Annotated in this window: 14 protein-coding genes and 1 pseudogene; 4 read left to right on the top strand and 11 right to left on the bottom strand. The window is 43.7% G+C overall.

Annotation, left to right across the window (positions count from 1 at the left end):
* The 4 genes and pseudogenes from A3756_RS07220 to A3756_RS07205 all read left to right on the top strand — a co-directional run.
* Positions 1–2,194, top strand: a pseudogene (locus tag A3756_RS07220) (chromosome segregation protein SMC); the annotation flags it as partial.
* 148 nt (positions 2,195–2,342) lie between these two features.
* The gene (zipA, locus tag A3756_RS07215) at positions 2,343–3,215 is read left to right on the top strand and encodes a cell division protein ZipA (protein ID WP_068508495.1); all 873 of its coding nucleotides are present in this window, start codon (positions 2,343–2,345) and stop codon (positions 3,213–3,215) included.
* 37 nt (positions 3,216–3,252) lie between these two features.
* Complete coding sequence (gene ligA, locus A3756_RS07210) at positions 3,253–5,274, top strand: NAD-dependent DNA ligase LigA (RefSeq protein ID WP_068553188.1); 2,022 nt, start codon at positions 3,253–3,255, stop codon at positions 5,272–5,274.
* 104 nt (positions 5,275–5,378) lie between these two features.
* Positions 5,379–7,946, top strand: a complete 2,568-nt coding sequence (locus A3756_RS07205) for a Calx-beta domain-containing protein (RefSeq protein WP_156490344.1) — start codon at positions 5,379–5,381, stop codon at positions 7,944–7,946.
* Between the two features lie 24 nt (positions 7,947–7,970).
* Here the strand turns inward: A3756_RS07205 and fabR are convergent, their stop codons facing one another.
* The 11 genes from fabR to A3756_RS07150 form a co-directional block, all read right to left on the bottom strand.
* Positions 7,971–8,585, bottom strand: coding sequence for an HTH-type transcriptional repressor FabR (fabR, locus tag A3756_RS07200; protein WP_068508482.1), 615 nt, complete (start codon positions 8,583–8,585; stop codon positions 7,971–7,973).
* 199 nt (positions 8,586–8,784) lie between these two features.
* Positions 8,785–9,123 (bottom strand): rhodanese-like domain-containing protein, encoded by a 339-nt coding sequence (locus A3756_RS07195; RefSeq protein ID WP_068508484.1) that lies wholly within the window; start codon positions 9,121–9,123, stop codon positions 8,785–8,787.
* A gap of 179 nt (positions 9,124–9,302) precedes the next feature.
* Positions 9,303–11,027: a Na(+)/H(+) antiporter subunit D gene (locus A3756_RS07190; protein ID WP_068508486.1), complete on the bottom strand. Its 1,725-nt coding sequence runs from the start codon at positions 11,025–11,027 to the stop codon at positions 9,303–9,305.
* Positions 11,020–11,274 (bottom strand): hypothetical protein, encoded by a 255-nt coding sequence (locus A3756_RS07185; protein ID WP_068508488.1) that lies wholly within the window; start codon positions 11,272–11,274, stop codon positions 11,020–11,022. Before A3756_RS07185 ends, A3756_RS07190 begins: the two co-directional genes overlap by 8 nt.
* Complete coding sequence (locus A3756_RS07180) at positions 11,275–12,786, bottom strand: monovalent cation/H+ antiporter subunit D family protein (protein WP_068508490.1); 1,512 nt, start codon at positions 12,784–12,786, stop codon at positions 11,275–11,277. It abuts the gene before it with no gap.
* The gene (locus tag A3756_RS07175; protein WP_068508492.1) at positions 12,783–14,300 is read right to left on the bottom strand and encodes a monovalent cation/H+ antiporter subunit D family protein; all 1,518 of its coding nucleotides are present in this window, start codon (positions 14,298–14,300) and stop codon (positions 12,783–12,785) included. The genes A3756_RS07180 and A3756_RS07175 overlap by 4 nt, the downstream gene beginning before the upstream one ends.
* The gene (locus A3756_RS07170; protein WP_082865136.1) at positions 14,300–14,656 is read right to left on the bottom strand and encodes a cation:proton antiporter subunit C; all 357 of its coding nucleotides are present in this window, start codon (positions 14,654–14,656) and stop codon (positions 14,300–14,302) included. The genes A3756_RS07175 and A3756_RS07170 overlap by 1 nt, the downstream gene beginning before the upstream one ends.
* Positions 14,653–15,633: a DUF4040 domain-containing protein gene (locus A3756_RS07165; protein WP_082865135.1), complete on the bottom strand. Its 981-nt coding sequence runs from the start codon at positions 15,631–15,633 to the stop codon at positions 14,653–14,655. The genes A3756_RS07170 and A3756_RS07165 overlap by 4 nt, the downstream gene beginning before the upstream one ends.
* A complete protein-coding gene (gene mnhG / locus A3756_RS07160; protein ID WP_068510913.1) occupies positions 15,633–15,962 on the bottom strand; it encodes a monovalent cation/H(+) antiporter subunit G in 330 nt (109 codons plus the stop codon). The genes A3756_RS07165 and mnhG overlap by 1 nt, the downstream gene beginning before the upstream one ends.
* Positions 15,963–15,985: 23 nt before the next feature.
* Complete coding sequence (locus A3756_RS07155; RefSeq protein ID WP_231872273.1) at positions 15,986–16,252, bottom strand: monovalent cation/H+ antiporter complex subunit F; 267 nt, start codon at positions 16,250–16,252, stop codon at positions 15,986–15,988.
* A complete protein-coding gene (locus A3756_RS07150; protein WP_068509907.1) occupies positions 16,249–16,725 on the bottom strand; it encodes a Na+/H+ antiporter subunit E in 477 nt (158 codons plus the stop codon). The genes A3756_RS07155 and A3756_RS07150 overlap by 4 nt, the downstream gene beginning before the upstream one ends.
* Between the last annotated feature and the right edge of the window lie 329 nt (positions 16,726–17,054).

Genomic DNA, 17,054 nt, shown 5'->3' with positions numbered 1-17,054 from the left:
AGAGGAGCAGTTGATAGTAGATGAAAAACTATTAAGCTCTCAGAAGGAAGTTGATGACATATTGCCTAAAATTGAGCAACAACAAGACAAGATTGAATCACTAAGCGATCAGAAGTCTATCTTGCATGCAAAGATATCGGAGCAGAAAGCTGTCCTCGCTTCGCTTGTAACACTTCAAGAATCTGTCTTGGGTGATGATTCTAGCGTTTCTGCGCAAAAGCGGCAGATGGGTATTGATCAGCTGCCATTGCTGATGAATGAGCTTAAGGTCACTTCAGGTTGGGAAATTGCTGTTCAGCAAGCGCTTCATGATTGGATGAACTCTTTGGTTTCCGACGGCGTAGCAACGGATCTTATTCTGAATTGCGAAACATCAACTCTGGAAGGTTCTGTTACCTTATTAGATAAGGATAAAAATGGATCAAACTCTAATGTTGTAGCAAAATCTGGATCACTTGCTCAATATGTTGAAGGTGCACCGTCTCAAGTAATTTTAATACTAAACGATATCAAAGTTGCTGATTCAAAAGAGCAAGCACAGCTTGCTATTGCTACACTGGCGGAGCACGAGTCTGTTATATGTACTGATGGCCTTTGGTTTGGTCAAACATGGGCAAGAGTATACAGGCCCGGTGATACCGAGGCAGGCGTTCTTGAGCGTGCAAATGTTATCGCAAAAATAAAGAAAGCTATTCCAGCGCTAGAGGAGCAGCTTGATGCCGTTAATCTTCAACTTGAAGCCAATAAAGATGCTCTACATCAATATCGTAAAGACTTAGAGTCTTTCGAGGTATCTATTAAAACGCTGACCAATGAGAAAGCTCGAATAGCTGGTCAGCAAGGAGCAGATAAAGCCAAGCTAGATCAATTCAATCTCCAGCTAAAACGAAACGATGAAGATATCAAGGAGTTGTTAGATCAGCTTGAACAGTATCGTGAGCAACTTGCTGAATCGCGCGAAATCTGGAATGAAGCGCTGCTATCGCTTGATGAGTTCACTGAGCGCAAAGCAGTTCTTAGCGAAGAAAGAGAGCGTGTTCAATCTCAGCTAGAGATGTATAGAGCTCAGTCTCGCGAAGCGCAAAATTCAGTACATCAGAAACAAATTGAACAACAGCAAAAGCTTAGTCAGGTAAACTCCCTAAAACAAACTATTGAGAGGCTAGGCAAAGAGTTAAGTTATAAGAAGCAACGAATTACTGAGCTTAATAATAGCGAACATTACGAAGATGAGTCCTTAGAGGACTTGTCTATGCAGCTTGAAGGTCTCTTGGAATCCCGGCTAATTGCAGAAGAGCGACTGAATGAAGCGCGAAAATCCGTTGAAAGCGTTAGTATTAGCTTGCGCGAGGAAGAGGGCGCTCGCGTTAAGTTTGAAGGTGCAATACAGTCAGCAAGAGAAAAGCTCGAAGCAATCAGGATGGATACTCAAGCGCTATCCATTAATAAGAAAAACCTCGAAGAGAGGATTCTTGAGGATGGATTCGAAATTGATGCGCTTAGTTCACAAATTCACGCAGGCGACAACGAAGCAAATTTGAAGGCAGCTTTGGAGCAATTAGGGCAAAGAATTCAGCGCCTTGGTTCGATTAACCTTGCTGCTATTGATGAATTTAAGGTTCAGAACGAGCGAAAGCAGCATTTGGATGAGCAGAATGATGAACTTGTCGATGCGCTAGATACGCTTGTGGATGCGATTAAAAAGATAGATAAAGAAACACGCACCCGCTTCAAGCAAACATATGACCAAGTAAACGAAGGCTTGCAGCGCCTCTTTCCGAAGATATTCGGTGGTGGCAACGCGTATCTTGAATTAACTGATGACAACTTGCTGGAAACTGGTGTCATGATTATTGCGCGTCCACCAGGAAAGAAAAATGCCACGATTCACCTTCTTTCTGGGGGTGAGAAGTCTCTAACTGCTATCGCGCTTATCTTTGCTATTTTTGAGCTGAATCCGGCACCTTTCTGTATGCTGGACGAAGTAGATGCCCCGCTTGATGATGCAAACGTTGGCCGCTTTGCCAGAATGGTAAAGGAGATGTCTTCTCAAGTGCAGTTTATCTATATCTCTCATAACAAGGTGTCTATGGAAAAAGCAGACCAGCTTATGGGTGTGACGATGCATGAGCCTGGCGTTTCCAGGCTAGTCTCTGTTGATATTGATGAAGCCGCAGCAATGGTAGAGGTATAGTGTTGGTAAAAGAGTTACAGATAATTTATTCGCATCCTACTTTGTTGAAACAATGTAAACTTTAAAACTATAATTTATACTAAGTGCAGGGCGTTTTTAGCTCCTTTCGATGCGTGCTCGCATCATTGATATTTATATAAGTGAAAAAATGAATTTAAGAGACTGGTTAATTGTTATCGGTGCAGTAATTATCGTTGGTATTTTGATCGATGGTTACAGGCGCATGCGTATTGCCAATCGTGACTCACTTAAGATGTCTCGTGACATGAGTGGCGATTTGGGTGCAGGTGATCCGCTTGAAGACGATTTTAATCCTGAATTACCCAGTGGTGGCGCGCGCGTTGTATCTTCAGGTGCACTTGAATCAGGCATTGAAGAAGTTAATTCCTCTAAGGATAAAATCGAACCTAGTCTGAATTTCGATACACCTTTTAACGATGATGACGTAAAAGAAGATGGAGCCATTGTTGCCGATGCGGGTTCGCGTATAGAGCTAGAGTCAATCGAAGTTAAAACGGCTCACGCCGGTAAGATCAAGAAAGTTGCTGAAATCGAAGTTAGTAGCGCAAGTGAAAACAATGACAAGCACGCGCTTGTTATCGTTATCAATGTGCACGCAACAACCAACAAAGGGTTTTCGGGAACAGATGTTAAACAGTTGCTGGAAGCTTGTGGTCTCGATCACGGTGATATGTCTATCTTTCATCGCCACGAAGAAGATGACCTGTTAAGCCCTATCCAATTTAGTGTTGCTAACGCTATCGAACCTGGATATTTTGATCCAGATACATTAGCTGAAATATCCACGCCTGGAGTGAGCTTCTTTATGACCCTGCCTGGGCCTAAGGATTACAGTAAAGCTTTCGAATTTATGCTCGAAACCGCGCAGTGTTTTGCTAGAAACTTGCAAGGCGAACTTAAGGATGAAAACCTAAGTGTGATGACGCCACAAACTATTGAGCATTGTCGCTCAAAGATTAAAGAGTTTGAACGCCGCCAGCTGTCTAAAGTAAAACTTTAATCAGCGAAAATTTCACTAACATCAGCGCTAGCCTTACATGTCCAAATCTATCGATGCCTCGCGCTCACGCGCAAACGAGCTAAACCAGCTGCTTTCACGCTATGCATACCAGTATTACGTTTTAGATGACCCAAGTGTACCCGATTCCGAATACGATCGATTATTTAAGGAGCTTCAAGATATTGAAGCTGCGTACCCGGAGTTAATTAGTGCTGATTCTCCGACTCAAAGGGTTGGCGGCCAACCGCTCGATAAATTCGCCCAGATTGAGCATAAGATTCCTATGCTTTCTTTGGATAATGCATTTTCTGCTGATGATTTACAGGCCTTTGATTCTCGACTACATGCGCGCCTAAGCGGCTCTGCCACGATAAGTTATGTTGCAGAACCAAAATTAGATGGTGTTGCAGTAAGCCTTTTTTATAAGCAAGGCAAGTTAATTTATGGTGCGACTCGTGGTGATGGAAAAGTGGGCGAAGATATTACTCACAACGTACGTACCATCAACTCAATACCGCTTCGTTTGCTTGGTAGTGGTTTCCCTGATGAACTAGAAGTGAGGGGTGAGATATTTATGCCTCTGGTTTCATTCAATCGACTTAATGAAGAAGCGCAAACGAACGGAGACAAACTGTTCGTTAATCCGCGTAATGCTGCCGCAGGTAGTTTACGCCAGCTCGATTCCAAAGTGACAGCGAAAAGGCAATTGAAGATGTGCGCCTATTCTGTTGGCTACTCTTCTGGACTAGGGCTTCCCAGTAGTCACTTCTCAACACTTGAAAAGCTTAATGAATGGGGCTTTGTGGTCAATAGCGATATGCAGCAACTTCAAAATATTGAGGAATGTATCGCTTACTGTGAGATGCTTAGCGATAAGAGGTCATCACTCGATTATGAAATAGACGGCATCGTGTTTAAGGTGGATGATTTTGCAGCCCAAATGGAATTAGGCTTCGTTGCGCGTGCGCCACGCTGGGCTGTTGCTTATAAGTTTCCTGCTCAAGAGGAGCTTACAGTGCTCGAAAGCGTTGACTTTCAGGTTGGGCGTACCGGCGTTCTCACGCCTGTTGCTCGTTTAAAGCCTGTTTTTGTCGGTGGCGTGACCGTTAGCAACGCAACCTTGCATAATATGGATGAAGTTAAGCGTTTACAAATAAGGGTAGGTGACACGGTTGTCATTCGCCGTGCCGGTGACGTAATCCCTAAAGTTGTACGATGTGTTAAAGAGCGTCGACCACCAGATAGTGTTGATATTGTCCTGCCAAAGTGCTGCCCCGTTTGTGATTCCCCTATAGAAATTGAAGAAGATGGCGTGCTCGCTCGATGTAGCGGCACACTTGTCTGTGGCGCGCAATTAAAAGAGTCTATAAAGCACTTTGCCAGTAGAAAGGCTATGGATATTGACGGTTTGGGTGATAAGTTAATCGACCAGCTTATTGATAAAGAGCTAATCCAGGACGTAAGTGATTTATATAGACTTGATGCAAAGAACTTAGCGCTCTTAGAGCGTATGGGTGAAAAGTCAGCAAAAAATATTGTATCCGCCATCGAGATATCCAAGCGATGTACACTTGCTCAATTTATTTTCGCTTTGGGAATTCCAGAGGTTGGTGAAACAACGGCAGAGCTATTGGCTGAGCAGTTTGAAAAACTAGAGCGCTTAATGCAAGCAAGCAAAGAGCAATTGATAGCGTTAAATGATATCGGGCCGATAATGGCTGACAATATATTTACGTTTTTTCAGTTCGAGAACAATCAACAAAAAATATCCCAGCTAATCGAGTTGGGAGTGAGTCCAGCGCCTTTAATTGTGCCAAAGCAAAGCTTTGAAAGTGCGTTTAAAGACAAAAAAGTTGTTATTACCGGTACGCTTCCAAGTATGGGGCGTGACCAGATGAAAGCACTACTTAAGGAAAATGGTGCCAAAGTTCAATCAAGTGTATCTAGCAAAACGGACTACTTAATTGCGGGTGATGCTGCCGGTTCTAAGCTAGATAAGGCAGCTAAACTCGGTGTCGAGGTGCTTAATGAGGAACAAGTGCTCTCACTAGTTAAATAAGTGTGAACTATAAGACGTTTCCATAAAGTCCAGCTGTCACTTACTCACTGTTTTTAATATCATTTAATAGATTCAATAATTTGCGACGTCAACGCAAAAAAACAATGAGTAGAGTAATGGATTATTTGCACGTCTTGATCAAAGCAACTTTTACATCAGTTTGTCTAATGCTAATCGGTGGCTGTACTGGCGATAGTGATAGCTCTGAACCACAAATAGCTGCTGTCGAGCTATCCAGCCCACCACTCGAAATACTTGGATTCCCACCCCAAACCCTATACTACGATAGTCCATTTACATTTACTTTTGGTGCTGCTGGTGGGTCTGGTGCATATCAAATGGCCTATGTTAAGCATCCTGAAATTAATGATGATGTAACCGACATCGATACGAATATTGTTGATATGTACATCGAAAACATTAGCTCTTCCGCTGATGATGATGACGCAATAAAGCCTGCATTTAAGCTAGAGGCTTTAGTAGAGTTTCCAGAGGGAGCATCTCCGGAAACTCTGGTAGGTAGAAACTATACATACGGGCTTGAATTGAGTGATGGTATTAATTCAACTTCTGAAACATATGATTTCTCTGTTGCTGCAAACGCTCTTTCTTTCTCGGGAGGCTCGATTATCAACGAGGGGGCTTCCTCTATCGCAAGCATTAATAATCTTGTAACGGCCTATAATGCTGGTAACACCCTCGTTTGTAACCAAGTTGGTGACATAAGTTTAGGCCGTAGGGATGTCGACGGCGTGCATGTTTACCCTGCAGCTTTCCTTGTTGAATTAGAGGCACCTGTCTCAAAACGGACAACTGCTTATTATAAAACCACATCCAAATACAGCTCAGATCTGCGAGAAAGAAACGCCTCGAACATAGAGTATGCTCGCCCTGATGTTGATTATCGTTCAATTGCAGAGGGTGATGGTAAGGTAGTCTTTGAGGCTGGGCAGTCAGCCTGTTTTGTGTTGGTAGAGACAATTGATGATGGGATAATTGAGAGTAATGAGACCTTTGAAATAGAATTTACCTCGGTAGAAGGTGCGCTGATAGACATTGCTTCAGCAAATAAAACTATTGAAATTATCGACAATGAGCCTAGCGTAACAATGTCAAATATTGAAAGTGTAGGAAATGAGGGCTCCTCTTACAACATTCCCGTTAACCTACGGGCACCCTATGTAGCAGACGTTGAAATTGCTATTTATGTCGATACAGATAAAACAACAGCGGAGCAGTCTGATTATTTGCTTACCCCTGAAAACGGAGTTTTGCTGATTCCTGCTGGTAGTCTAAACGGGGCGATTTCCGTTGATATTCTAGAGAACGAAGATTTCGATGACGACTTAAGCGAAGATGAAAAAATAGTTATCCGTACAGATATTGAGGATATTATTGATGCAGAGCCAAGTGAGTTTATTATCAATGACTGGGTCGATAACGCAGTTGTTGCAAGAGGTGAAATTGGACAAGAGGCTGTAGATTTTACTATTGACTCAAATGGCCGTGTAATTTCCTTAATTTCTGACACTTCAAATATTAATAGCGTAATTACCTTGAGTTTGAGGCATCGTTCTGGCGATATTGCTTTAGTTGACGGCCTGTCTGACTTGGTCATTGCGCTTCCAGATACGAATCTTAAGCCAATATCAATTTCGACAAGTAAGGATGAAGTTGATCGAATAGTTATTGTGTACGAAGTGGAAGCGCAAAATGCTGATGGTTTTTTTGGACGCCGCGATTTTGGCGTTATGGTCTTGGCTGGGAGTGAATCCGGCGCGTTTGATGTCGAGTCTACTTCATATTATGGAAGCGAGGAAGATGATTTCATAAGCAGTACTCGCTTGTATGGTAAGGAATTGTACGTTTCGGGAAATACCTCTGGGTTCATGTTGAATGGTGAGCCTGCCGATATTGCGAATCGAGGCGGAGTCGACGGCTTTGTCTATAAAATTGATATCACTAACAATGCACCTGTTTGGTATCGCTTTGTTGGAACTGAAGAAGACGATGACATAAAAAGCATCGATGCGGGCAATCGAGACCTGATTTCGCTTAGCGGAATAAGAACGAGTTCGATGGATGGAGCTATTGGTTCACTTTCTGTAAGCACAAAGCTCACTCGCGAGAATGTAGATTTTCCAGAAATAAGTTCAAACCGTGATGATAATGTAAGGGTGATCAGATATGACTCTGACCTTTCCGGCTTTAGTGTGCTAGCTGATGGCCTTGGATTAGAGTACTCAACCACAGGTGTGACAAGCTCGTTAACCAGGGATGTGGTGGTTTATAGTTATGATTCTGCTTTTAATTCGACTGGTTATACAGAAATTTCTTCATCCGGGGCTGATGTTGGTGTCGCGATGATAAATACTGATGAAGACGACTTGCTTATTGTCGCAGGACAAACTGATGGTCAGTTTTCTGATCAAACCAAACTTGGTGGTGATGATGCCTTTGTGACGGTACTTGGCAGAGAGGGAGCCGGATATTCACAGATTGGGCTTGTGCAATTTGGTTCAATACAAAATGACAGAGTGATATCACTTAAGGAGTATAGTGATAGTAAGTTTCTTGTGTTGTGGAGTGAAATGCAAACTGACCCTGGGCAGGAGACTTATAGGATATCGGCGTTTTCTAATAGTGGCGAAATGTTGTCCTCGCCACTATAGCGTTTCACAATGATAAAGTGGTGCTCAGAGGCTATAAGCGCCTTTTAGTAGCATTCTCAACTGAAGCTTTGTCTTGTCTGCTTCTTTCGTGCGTTCGGTCTTTGTGGCGTCCAGGCAGTTGCCGCCCATCTGAAAAACAATCGTTACCATAGCTTCCGCTAAAGCGTTGCGCGTCTGATAATCCAAGGCGGCTTTGTTTGTTCCTTCTATCGCGCGCACTTTAAGATATTCTTCAAGCTCAGTAACAACGTGTCGAATTTCCAAATTAATCGCAGATCTAAACTCTTGAGAGTTACCAGTATGCTCCCGTAACAACAAACGAAAGTGGTTTGTGTTGCTCATAAGGTATTCAATAAAGGTATCGACAGAAATATCAATTGCAGTGCCTTGTTCTTGAATTCTGGAGCGAGCCTTTCTAAGAAGTTGGCGTAATGCTAAACCTGCCTCTTCGACCAAGGCTAAACCAAGGTCGTTCATGTCATCGAAGTGTCGATAGAAGGAGGTTGGTGCAATACCCGCCCCACGTGTTACCTCACGCAGACTGAGCCCGGAATAGACGCGCTCGGGACTCAATAAATCTAGAGCACTATCTAATAAAGCTCTTCGTGTTTTTTGTTTCTGCTCAGAACGTTTTGTCACAGCTACTTTTCTCAGAACAATTAATAATTTAGCGTATTCGATAATGATAGCACTAACAATTAGTCTTGTGGGCGTAATCCACTCATAATTAACGATAATTAGCTATCGCCAGTGCGGCCTAAGTATCAGCTAGATTAACCTGCGCTCATTTTATTCTTGGATAAGTTATTTAATACCTTGCGGGTAGTGCATGGTGAATTTAATCTGTTGAAATATTGCGTTTCTGCCGCACATCGTCAATGCCACCTGCATTTGTAACTCTGCTATACCCGGCTGCAATCAAAGCATTCTTCGCTTTTTCCGCGCGCACACCCCTGGCGCAATAAACAACAATCTCAGTGTTTTTGTCGGGATACTGCCGGCTAACTATAGGAACGATTTCGTTGTGGGTGGCACGTAGGTCACCATCTATATGGTCGAAAGTGTGTTCAATTTTACTTCTCACGTCGATCCAGACAGGGTCTGCCAATATGATATTGGAGCCAAAGGTGGCAAAACATAGTAATACTAGGCGGAATAAATAGGATGGTAATCTCATAGCTTTAAGTCCCTGTAATGAGTAGAGGCTAATATAAAGCCTAGAAACCGAAGGCAAATATGTCAAAAAACGAGGGAGTGTAACCGGAGGTATTATGATCTATGTACGCAAAATAGAATACAACCTAGCTAGGGACTCTTGGAGCTAATAAAGATTTACTTAGTTGAAAAGCTGCTCGATTAGAGCAGCTCAGGAAAGTAATAAATCATTAAATATACTGCTAGCAAAATGGCGACCCAAACAACCATGGTCTCAGTTGGCCATAGCCTTGCAAAGTATCCTTTTGGTTTTCCAGCTTTGGTGTCATAAGAGTTTTGAATCATTTGCTTAATTGAATAAGCGAGTGATTTTTCAATCTTTTCATAGGTGCAATAGATCGTGCATGCTAGCCTTTTTACAAACGCGGGAGCAAGCTTTCGGTATAACCAGTCAGCATCCAGATTTGTGGAAGGTAGTTCTGGCGGGTATAGATTGCGCAGGTTTAACCATACAAACGCTAGAGCCGAGAAGAACAAAAGCTGTAACTGCGTAAGAACGTGCGTAATATCGTAGGGCTGGTAGCTGTGTTCCCAGGGCAATAGAGCGTAAACAGTCTGAGCAGGAAAGGTACCTAGTACAACACACCCAACGGCTGCTAAGGTCATCGCAATTAGCATGTTTTTGGGTGGTTCAGTTGTACGGATACCTGAATCGTGAGCAAAAAATGCGAAGTAAGGAATCTTGATGCCCGCGTGATGAAATACGCCGGCAGCGGCAAATAGTAATAATAACCAAACAACATCATAGCCTTCAGCTACTGCAGCAGCCATAATCATTGACTTCGATACGAAGCCGCTGAAAAGCGGGAAGGCCGAGATAGACGCAGCACCAACAATACAAAGTATGGTTGTTTTTGGCATGCTCTTGTAAAGGCCGCCAAGCTCTGAGCCATTGATTTTACCTGTCATGTGCAAGACAGCGCCCATTGTCATCATCAACAGACCTTTAAATATAACATCATTAAAGGCATGGGCAACGGCACCGTTCAATGCAATGGCGGTACCTATACCAATCCCCACAATCATAAAACCAATTTGGTTAATAAGGCTGTAGGCAAGTACTCGGCGGAGATCATTTTCGATAACTGCAAAGAAAATTGGAAAGCATGCCATGGTGACACCAATCCATACGAGAATTTCTTCACCGGGGTAGGCCCGAGCAAAAGCATACACCGCGACCTTTGTTGTGAACGAGGCTAAAAATATTGTTCCGCTTGGTGTCGCTTCAGGATACGAATCAGTTAACCAGTTGTGCATAAAAGGGAAGGCACACTTGATTCCGAAGGCGAAAAAGATTAGCCATGCACCAACTTGGGCGATGCCCTCATGCTGCAAGCCGATATGAGTGAATAGTAAGCTATTGTTAACGTGCGCGAAGATCAATAGACCTGCAAGTAACAAAACGCCAGATAATACTTGAATGATCAGATAGCGAATACCAGAAGAATAGGCTCGATCTGTTCGACGAGCCCAAATAAGAAATACGGATGTGAGTGCCAGTAACTCCCAGAAGACGAAAAGGGTAAGTAAGTCACCGGCAAATACTGCGCCGACAGCACTACCTGCGTAGGCGAGGCCTGCGACGTGCTGCACAGTATCCTTAACGTGCAAGGCGTAGATGATGGCGATTAGAGCAGCAAGATGGAAAAGATAGCCAAACATCAAGCTAAGTTTATCAACCTTAACTGGCTCTAGTGCATAGCCCATAAACTCCATAGACCAGAATACGCCATGCTCTAGGCCGACCAAGTTAAGAGCACCTAAAATGGGAGCCGCTAACATGATGAGGTTTCGTGTCCAGCCACGTAATAGTAACGCAGCTAAAGCACCTAGCATTAGGGGAAGAAATGGAATCACATTACTCATCGTAGTAATCTTCACCTCGCATCAGAAAGGTTCGCATCCATGTTGCTATGAAAACGAGAATAGAACAGCCTACAAAGCCGTAAATGGCATAAAAAGCAGGGAAGTTCTCCCAGCTGTGGTAAATATGGCGGTGAACAATAAAGTCAGCAATCACTAGCAAAGCACATGCGACATAAAATACTTTTAACATCTTTTTGACGTTTTCTGGCTTGTCGAACCAGCCATCTGAAGAGTGATGATCAGACATTTAGCCTTCCCCCATATTCGTTGATACACCTGGAATCAAATTTATTAGATCGATCAGGGGTTGAGGATAGAAGAACAAGGCAAGACATCCAAACGAAGTCACGCCAAGTGCTATTAAAATTGGTAACGGAGCCTCTTTAGTGTCCGACCATGCCCAAGGCTTAGATTCTTTTGCTTGGGTATTAAAGAATGCTTTGATTGGGATGGGCAAAAGATAAGCGATATTAAGCAAGGAACTTATCATTAGCACGGCGACAATGATGAGCTTGTCAGATTCAAGAGCGCCCATTGTCAGATACCACTTGCTCCAGGTTCCTGCCATAGGAGGAAGGCCAATTATACTTATTGCACCAATCGCAAAAGCAGCAAAGGTGAGTGGCATTTGCCGGCCAAGTCCCACCATGTCGCTGATGTTCTTTTTGTGACTGGCAACCATAATTGCACCGGCGCAGAAGAAGAGGGTGATTTTACCAACAGCATGTGTGGCGATATGTAAGGCAGCACCGGCATGGGCGATAGATGAAGCAAGCAGAGCACCCACGACAATGTAGCTTAGTTGACTTACTGTAGAGTAGGCCAGTCTAGCTTTCAGGTTGTCCTTAGTCATAGCAATGCAAGACGAGAGCAGTATCGTGGCAGCGCCGATATAGAGCATAATATCTGTGGTTGCGAGCTCTTTAAGCTGGTCGATCCCGAAGATATAAATAATTATTTTTAGGATACTAAACACGCCCGCTTTTACGACAGCGACAGCGTGTAGCAGTGCACTAACCGGTGTTGGCGCAACCATTGCGGCAGGTAGCCAGCGATGGAAAGGCATAATGGCTGCTTTACCAATGCCATAGCAGAATAGAACGAGTAGAACGCTAAGGACGGCCTTGCTGTGTGAATTATCAAAAATTCCACCTGCTTGGAAATCCAATGTGCCTGTTAAGCTGTAAGTACCCAAGACAGCAAAGAGTAAAAATGCGATTGATGTACTAAGCAAGATGCCGAGGTAAGTTCTGCCGCCTTGCTTGGCTGCTTCAGTCCCAGCATGTGTTACTAGTGGGTAAGTTGACAGTGTTAATACTTCATAAAATATGAATAGTGTTAGCAGGTTGCCTGAGAAGCAAATTGCCATAACGGAACTGATCGCCAGTGCGAAGCAGCAGAAAAATCGAGTTTGGTTTTCTTCATTGTGGCCTCGCATATAACCAATCGCGTAGATGCTGGTAATGATCCACAAGAAGCTCGCTACAATAGCGAAAAGTACGCCAAGGGGTTCAACTTCAAAGCTGATCCCAAGACCTGGAAATAAGTCGATAACATCAAGCTTAAGGGCAACACCCTGAAAGGTATAGTCGGTAATTGCTAATACGATAGAGAATAAGATAGCTGCTGTACTTAATGTGACAGCCTCTCTGATGTTTGGGTTCTTACCTGTTGCGATAACGATTAACGCACCAATAAAAGGTACAAGAATCGAGAGGGTGATCAGCTGTGATGGCTCAATACCTTGCCAGAGGTTCATGGAGAAACCTCCTGAGCATTAATACTTAAGGTTGTATTCTGGAATAACCATTGAGATGCGCTATTTGCAGCGTCGGTAGTCAAGCTTGTATCGATACCAAAATAAATGTTTGCCAATACAAGTGCCCACATCGGAGCCAGCATTAGCCAGGGAACTTCTTTAATATTATTAGGGTTTTGTGATTCTGGTAGTTTTTGGAAATACGCAGCCTCTAATACCCGGCCAATATAGATTACCGCTAACAATGAGCCAGCAAGTACAAGTGCAGCAAGTACCCAATGATTTTGTTCTAGCGCTGCTGTCACCAGATACCATTTACTTACAAAACCAACGGTGAGCGGTACGCCGATTATACTCAGGCCAGCAATTGTGAATGCCGCCATGGTTAAAGGCATGTGTTTGCCCAAACCTCTGAACGCTTTTATATCAACAGAGCCTACGCGATAAAAGACGGCACCGACGGCCATAAACAAAGCTCCTTTCATGAGTGCATGGTTAAATATGTGGATAAGTCCCGCCATCAAACCTGTTACGCTGACTAAGCTCAGTCCGAGAATCATATAACCAATTTGCGCAACACTACTATAAGCAAGGACTGTTTTAACGTTGCTCTGCACGGTTGCCATGTAAGAGCACTTGAAAATTGCGACGACAGCCAAGACCATCAAAATTAGATCCATGCCCATATCGGTGAAAACATGGTCAGCCCCGAATATTGTAAAGATGAAACGAATCATCACATACACTGCAACTTTAGTCGCTGTGCTGGCCAAAAACGCGGTAACAGCTGAGGGCGCATGGGTATAAGCGGGAGGAAGCCACATATGTAATGGGAATAAAGCAAGCTTGATGCTGACGCCGACCATAATAAATGCGAGCCCGGTATTGATCGTGCGGCTGCTGTCATATACGTCGATACGGCCTGCAAGGTCTAGCATGTTAAGGGTGCCTGTCTTCATATAAAGCATGCCAACGCCTATCAGGATAAACGTTGCACCGATCGTTCCCATCACTAGATAGCGAAAAGCAGCAGTTAAGCAGCGTCGATCCGAAGCCAGGCTAACAAGGGTATAGGTTGCAAGCGAGGAAATCTCAAGAAACACGAAGAGATTAAAGGCATCACCAGTAACTAGTATGCCAGAAAGGCCGGCAAGACATAGTAGGTGTGCAGTGTAGAATAGTGAGTGTTTTGATGGGTCGATTTCTTTTTCAATACTGTCCTTTGAGTAAATTAGAACAAGTGTTGAAAGCGCTGATACGGCTAACAGAATAAACGCGTTAGCGGCATCGATACGTAATTCTATCCCCCAGGGTGGTGGCCAGCCACCGACAGCATAGCTAAGTGCGCCATCAGATAGAGCTGCAACTAATAGCTGCCACGAGACCAGGCAGGCCCAAGCGCTTATTAGCGTGGCAAAACACCAAGATAGTATTGAACGGCCCAAAACGAGTGTGATAGGTGCTGCTATCAGGGGCAAAATTATAGGAAGCACAGCCAGGTGTTGGTCAAGCATTAGATGGCATCATCCTTGTTTTCAAATTCGTTCTCTTCAACTGTGCCGTAAGCCCGTTTGATCCGAACAATTAGTGAAAGCCCCACAGCCGTTGTCGCAACGCCGACAACAATTGCTGTGAGAATCAAAACATGAGGGAGGGGGTTAGAGTATTGAGAAACCCCTTCGACGACAATTGGTGCGGTGCCGCCAGTGACTTTACCCATAGAAATGTAAAGCATAAAAACTGAGGTCTGAAAGACGTTTAAACCAACGACCTTTTTGACCAGGTTATTTGCGGATATAACGATATAGAAACCGGTCATCATCAAAAATACGACGATCCAGTAATTGTAGTAATCGAGAATAAAGTTCACTGGATGTTAGACCTCTCAGCCTGGCTATCGAAGGCATAGAAAATACTAAGCATAACGGCAAACACTGTAATACCAACACCAAGTTCAATGATAATTATACCGTAGTGTTGGCCAGCGATTGGGTCTGCTGCGATTTTGTTGTAATCAAGGAATTGGCCGCCCTTAAGCATGCTGTACAAGCCAACGCTGGCGTAAAGCAGTACGCCAAAAGAGGCCATTAATTGCAAAAACTTTGGGCTTACTACTTCAAATGAGCTTGGTGTCCCAAAGACTAAAGCGTACAAAATGAAAGCCGCAGCAGCGATGACACCGGCCTGAAAACCGCCCCCAGGGCCGAAATCACCATGAAATTGAACATACAGTGCAAACAGTATAACCAAGGGAATAATTAGCTTGGCAACAACGTGCAGTACGTGGTGCGCTTTTAAACCAGATTCTGGCGCATCACTTTCTTCGCGGCGCCTTACGCCAAGTAATGCTAAGACACCAATTGCTGCTGAAAATACAACAACCGTTTCTCCTAAAGTATCGAAGCCACGATAGCTTGCAAGTACTGATGTCACCATGTTCGGTAATCCGACTTCTTTAGGTGACTCTTCTATATAGCGTGGAGCGACATGTTCGTGTACTGGGTTGTCAGGGTGCCCAAAGGGAGGCATGTCGAGCGTGCCGTAGATCAAGGCAGCGCCGGTTACGCAGACTACAACCAAAGGGAGGATTGAAGAGTGGGCACTTTGCTTTTCCTTTCTACCAGTTAATGCCAGTGTGCCAAGCATGAGTACTGTAGATATGCCCGCACCAACCGATGCCTCGGTGAACGCGACATCAACTGCGTCAAGGTTTACGAATATCAATGCTGACAGAAAACTATATATTCCGAAGAGCATGACGACAGCAAATAAATCTTTCAAAAATATAATGCGTAAAGCAGTGAGCGCCAACATAGCAAGCAGTACCAAGTCGATCAGTTCGGCCATTAGTGCGTTTGCTCCTGTTGTTCTTTCTTGGTTTCAGCAATTGTAAGTAAGCCGCCATGACGGGCTGACTTAGCAAGAGCATGAGAAGCGGTAGGACTGGTAAGCATCAAAAACACCAGTATGAATAAAAGTTTTGCGGTATTTAAATCGAAAGACGTCTGCAAGAGGAGACCGCCTATGATCAGAATGGCTGCAATAGAGTCCGTGACACTCGCTGCGTGAACGCGAGTGAAGAAATCCGGGAATTTAAAAAGTCCAACGGCACCACTTAAGCCGAAGAAAACGCCTGCTATTAGCAGGAGGCTACTAACAATATCTAAGACAAACATGTCCAACCATTATTATTTAAGTTTTATTCAATTGGCGCTGTGTATTCGAAAAAGCGAAGTACCGCAACCATCCCTGTAAAGTTGATTAATGCGTACACAATGGCAATGTCCAGGAAGTCTGGGCGTCCCATCATATAACCGGCGGCCGCAATAAAAAGAACAGTCTTGGTGCCAAACATGTTTACTCCTAGAATACGGTCGTAAACGGTTGGCGCATCGAATGCTCTGGCCAAAGCGATAGCCATAACAACCAAAATAGCGATACAAACAGCAGCGTATATTCCTGTCACTTGTTATTACCCCATATCCCGGCGATTTTATTTTCCATAGCACCTTGTTCGAGTTCTTCTAACGAGGACTTTTGCAGTGCGTGAACAGTCAGTTCACCATCCTCCAAATCTACGCTTAAGGTGCCAGGTGTGAGTGTTATGGAATTTGCGTATAAAACATGATTGCTCGGAGGTATTTCTTTTATATCTATTTTCGCCAAGCTTGGCGAAACCTTATTTGACGAAGTCCAGATCAGTTTTGTAACGTGGGCGCTAGAGCCAATGATCTGCCCAATTAGCCATGGAATGTATCGAATTAATCGTAAACCTGTCCCAATCTCTTGTGGCTCTTCATCTACTTCATCCATACGTTTTAAGACAAAAAGTACGATGATGACAGAAACGGCTCCGAAACTAAGTAATAGTGGTTGGATGTAGCCAGAAAGTAACAACCAGAACGCTGAAAGTAGTACTGCCCATTTAAATATATGCATTTAATGAATACCGGCTTTATTGTTAATTCGAATCATAGCTAGCTGGGGAACGTTGATTTGTAACATTTTTTATATGGTATTTTCAATCATTATAAGAGGTCAATGGTGGTAACACTCTAACCAGAGCTAAATTTCTTGTGAAAGCGCAACAATTTATCTCTATTTGAAGCTAGTCGTATAGTTTCAACTTGTCAACGTAATGCTTGAAAAAAACGCTCATAAACCATTGCTTTTACGCTGGGTATTGAAGTTCAAGCTCGCGTAATATGCACTGCGGATACTGATAGCTCAATAGAAGTACTACAATTATATTGATAGTATTAATCTAT

The organism is Oleiphilus sp. HI0086 (assembly GCF_001635225.1).
Note: the sequence above shows the minus strand (reverse complement) of the source record. Positions and strands in the feature narration are given on the sequence as shown.

Excerpts from the sequence above, each read along its gene's own strand:
- zipA (WP_068508495.1), top strand. The coding sequence starts at position 2,343 with ATGAATTTAAGAGACTGGTTAATTGTTATCGGTGCAGTAATTATCGTT.
- ligA (WP_068553188.1), top strand. The coding sequence starts at position 3,253 with ATGTCCAAATCTATCGATGCCTCGCGCTCACGCGCAAACGAGCTAAAC.
- A3756_RS07205 (WP_156490344.1), top strand. The coding sequence starts at position 5,379 with ATGAGTAGAGTAATGGATTATTTGCACGTCTTGATCAAAGCAACTTTT.
- A3756_RS07195 (WP_068508484.1), bottom strand. The coding sequence starts at position 9,123 with ATGAGATTACCATCCTATTTATTCCGCCTAGTATTACTATGTTTTGCC.
- A3756_RS07190 (WP_068508486.1), bottom strand. The coding sequence starts at position 11,027 with ATGAGTAATGTGATTCCATTTCTTCCCCTAATGCTAGGTGCTTTAGCT.
- A3756_RS07185 (WP_068508488.1), bottom strand. The coding sequence starts at position 11,274 with ATGTCTGATCATCACTCTTCAGATGGCTGGTTCGACAAGCCAGAAAAC.
- A3756_RS07180 (WP_068508490.1), bottom strand. The coding sequence starts at position 12,786 with ATGAACCTCTGGCAAGGTATTGAGCCATCACAGCTGATCACCCTCTCG.
- A3756_RS07175 (WP_068508492.1), bottom strand. The coding sequence starts at position 14,300 with ATGCTTGACCAACACCTGGCTGTGCTTCCTATAATTTTGCCCCTGATA.
- A3756_RS07165 (WP_082865135.1), bottom strand. The coding sequence starts at position 15,633 with ATGGCCGAACTGATCGACTTGGTACTGCTTGCTATGTTGGCGCTCACT.
- mnhG (WP_068510913.1), bottom strand. The coding sequence starts at position 15,962 with ATGTTTGTCTTAGATATTGTTAGTAGCCTCCTGCTAATAGCAGGCGTT.
- A3756_RS07150 (WP_068509907.1), bottom strand. The coding sequence starts at position 16,725 with ATGCATATATTTAAATGGGCAGTACTACTTTCAGCGTTCTGGTTGTTA.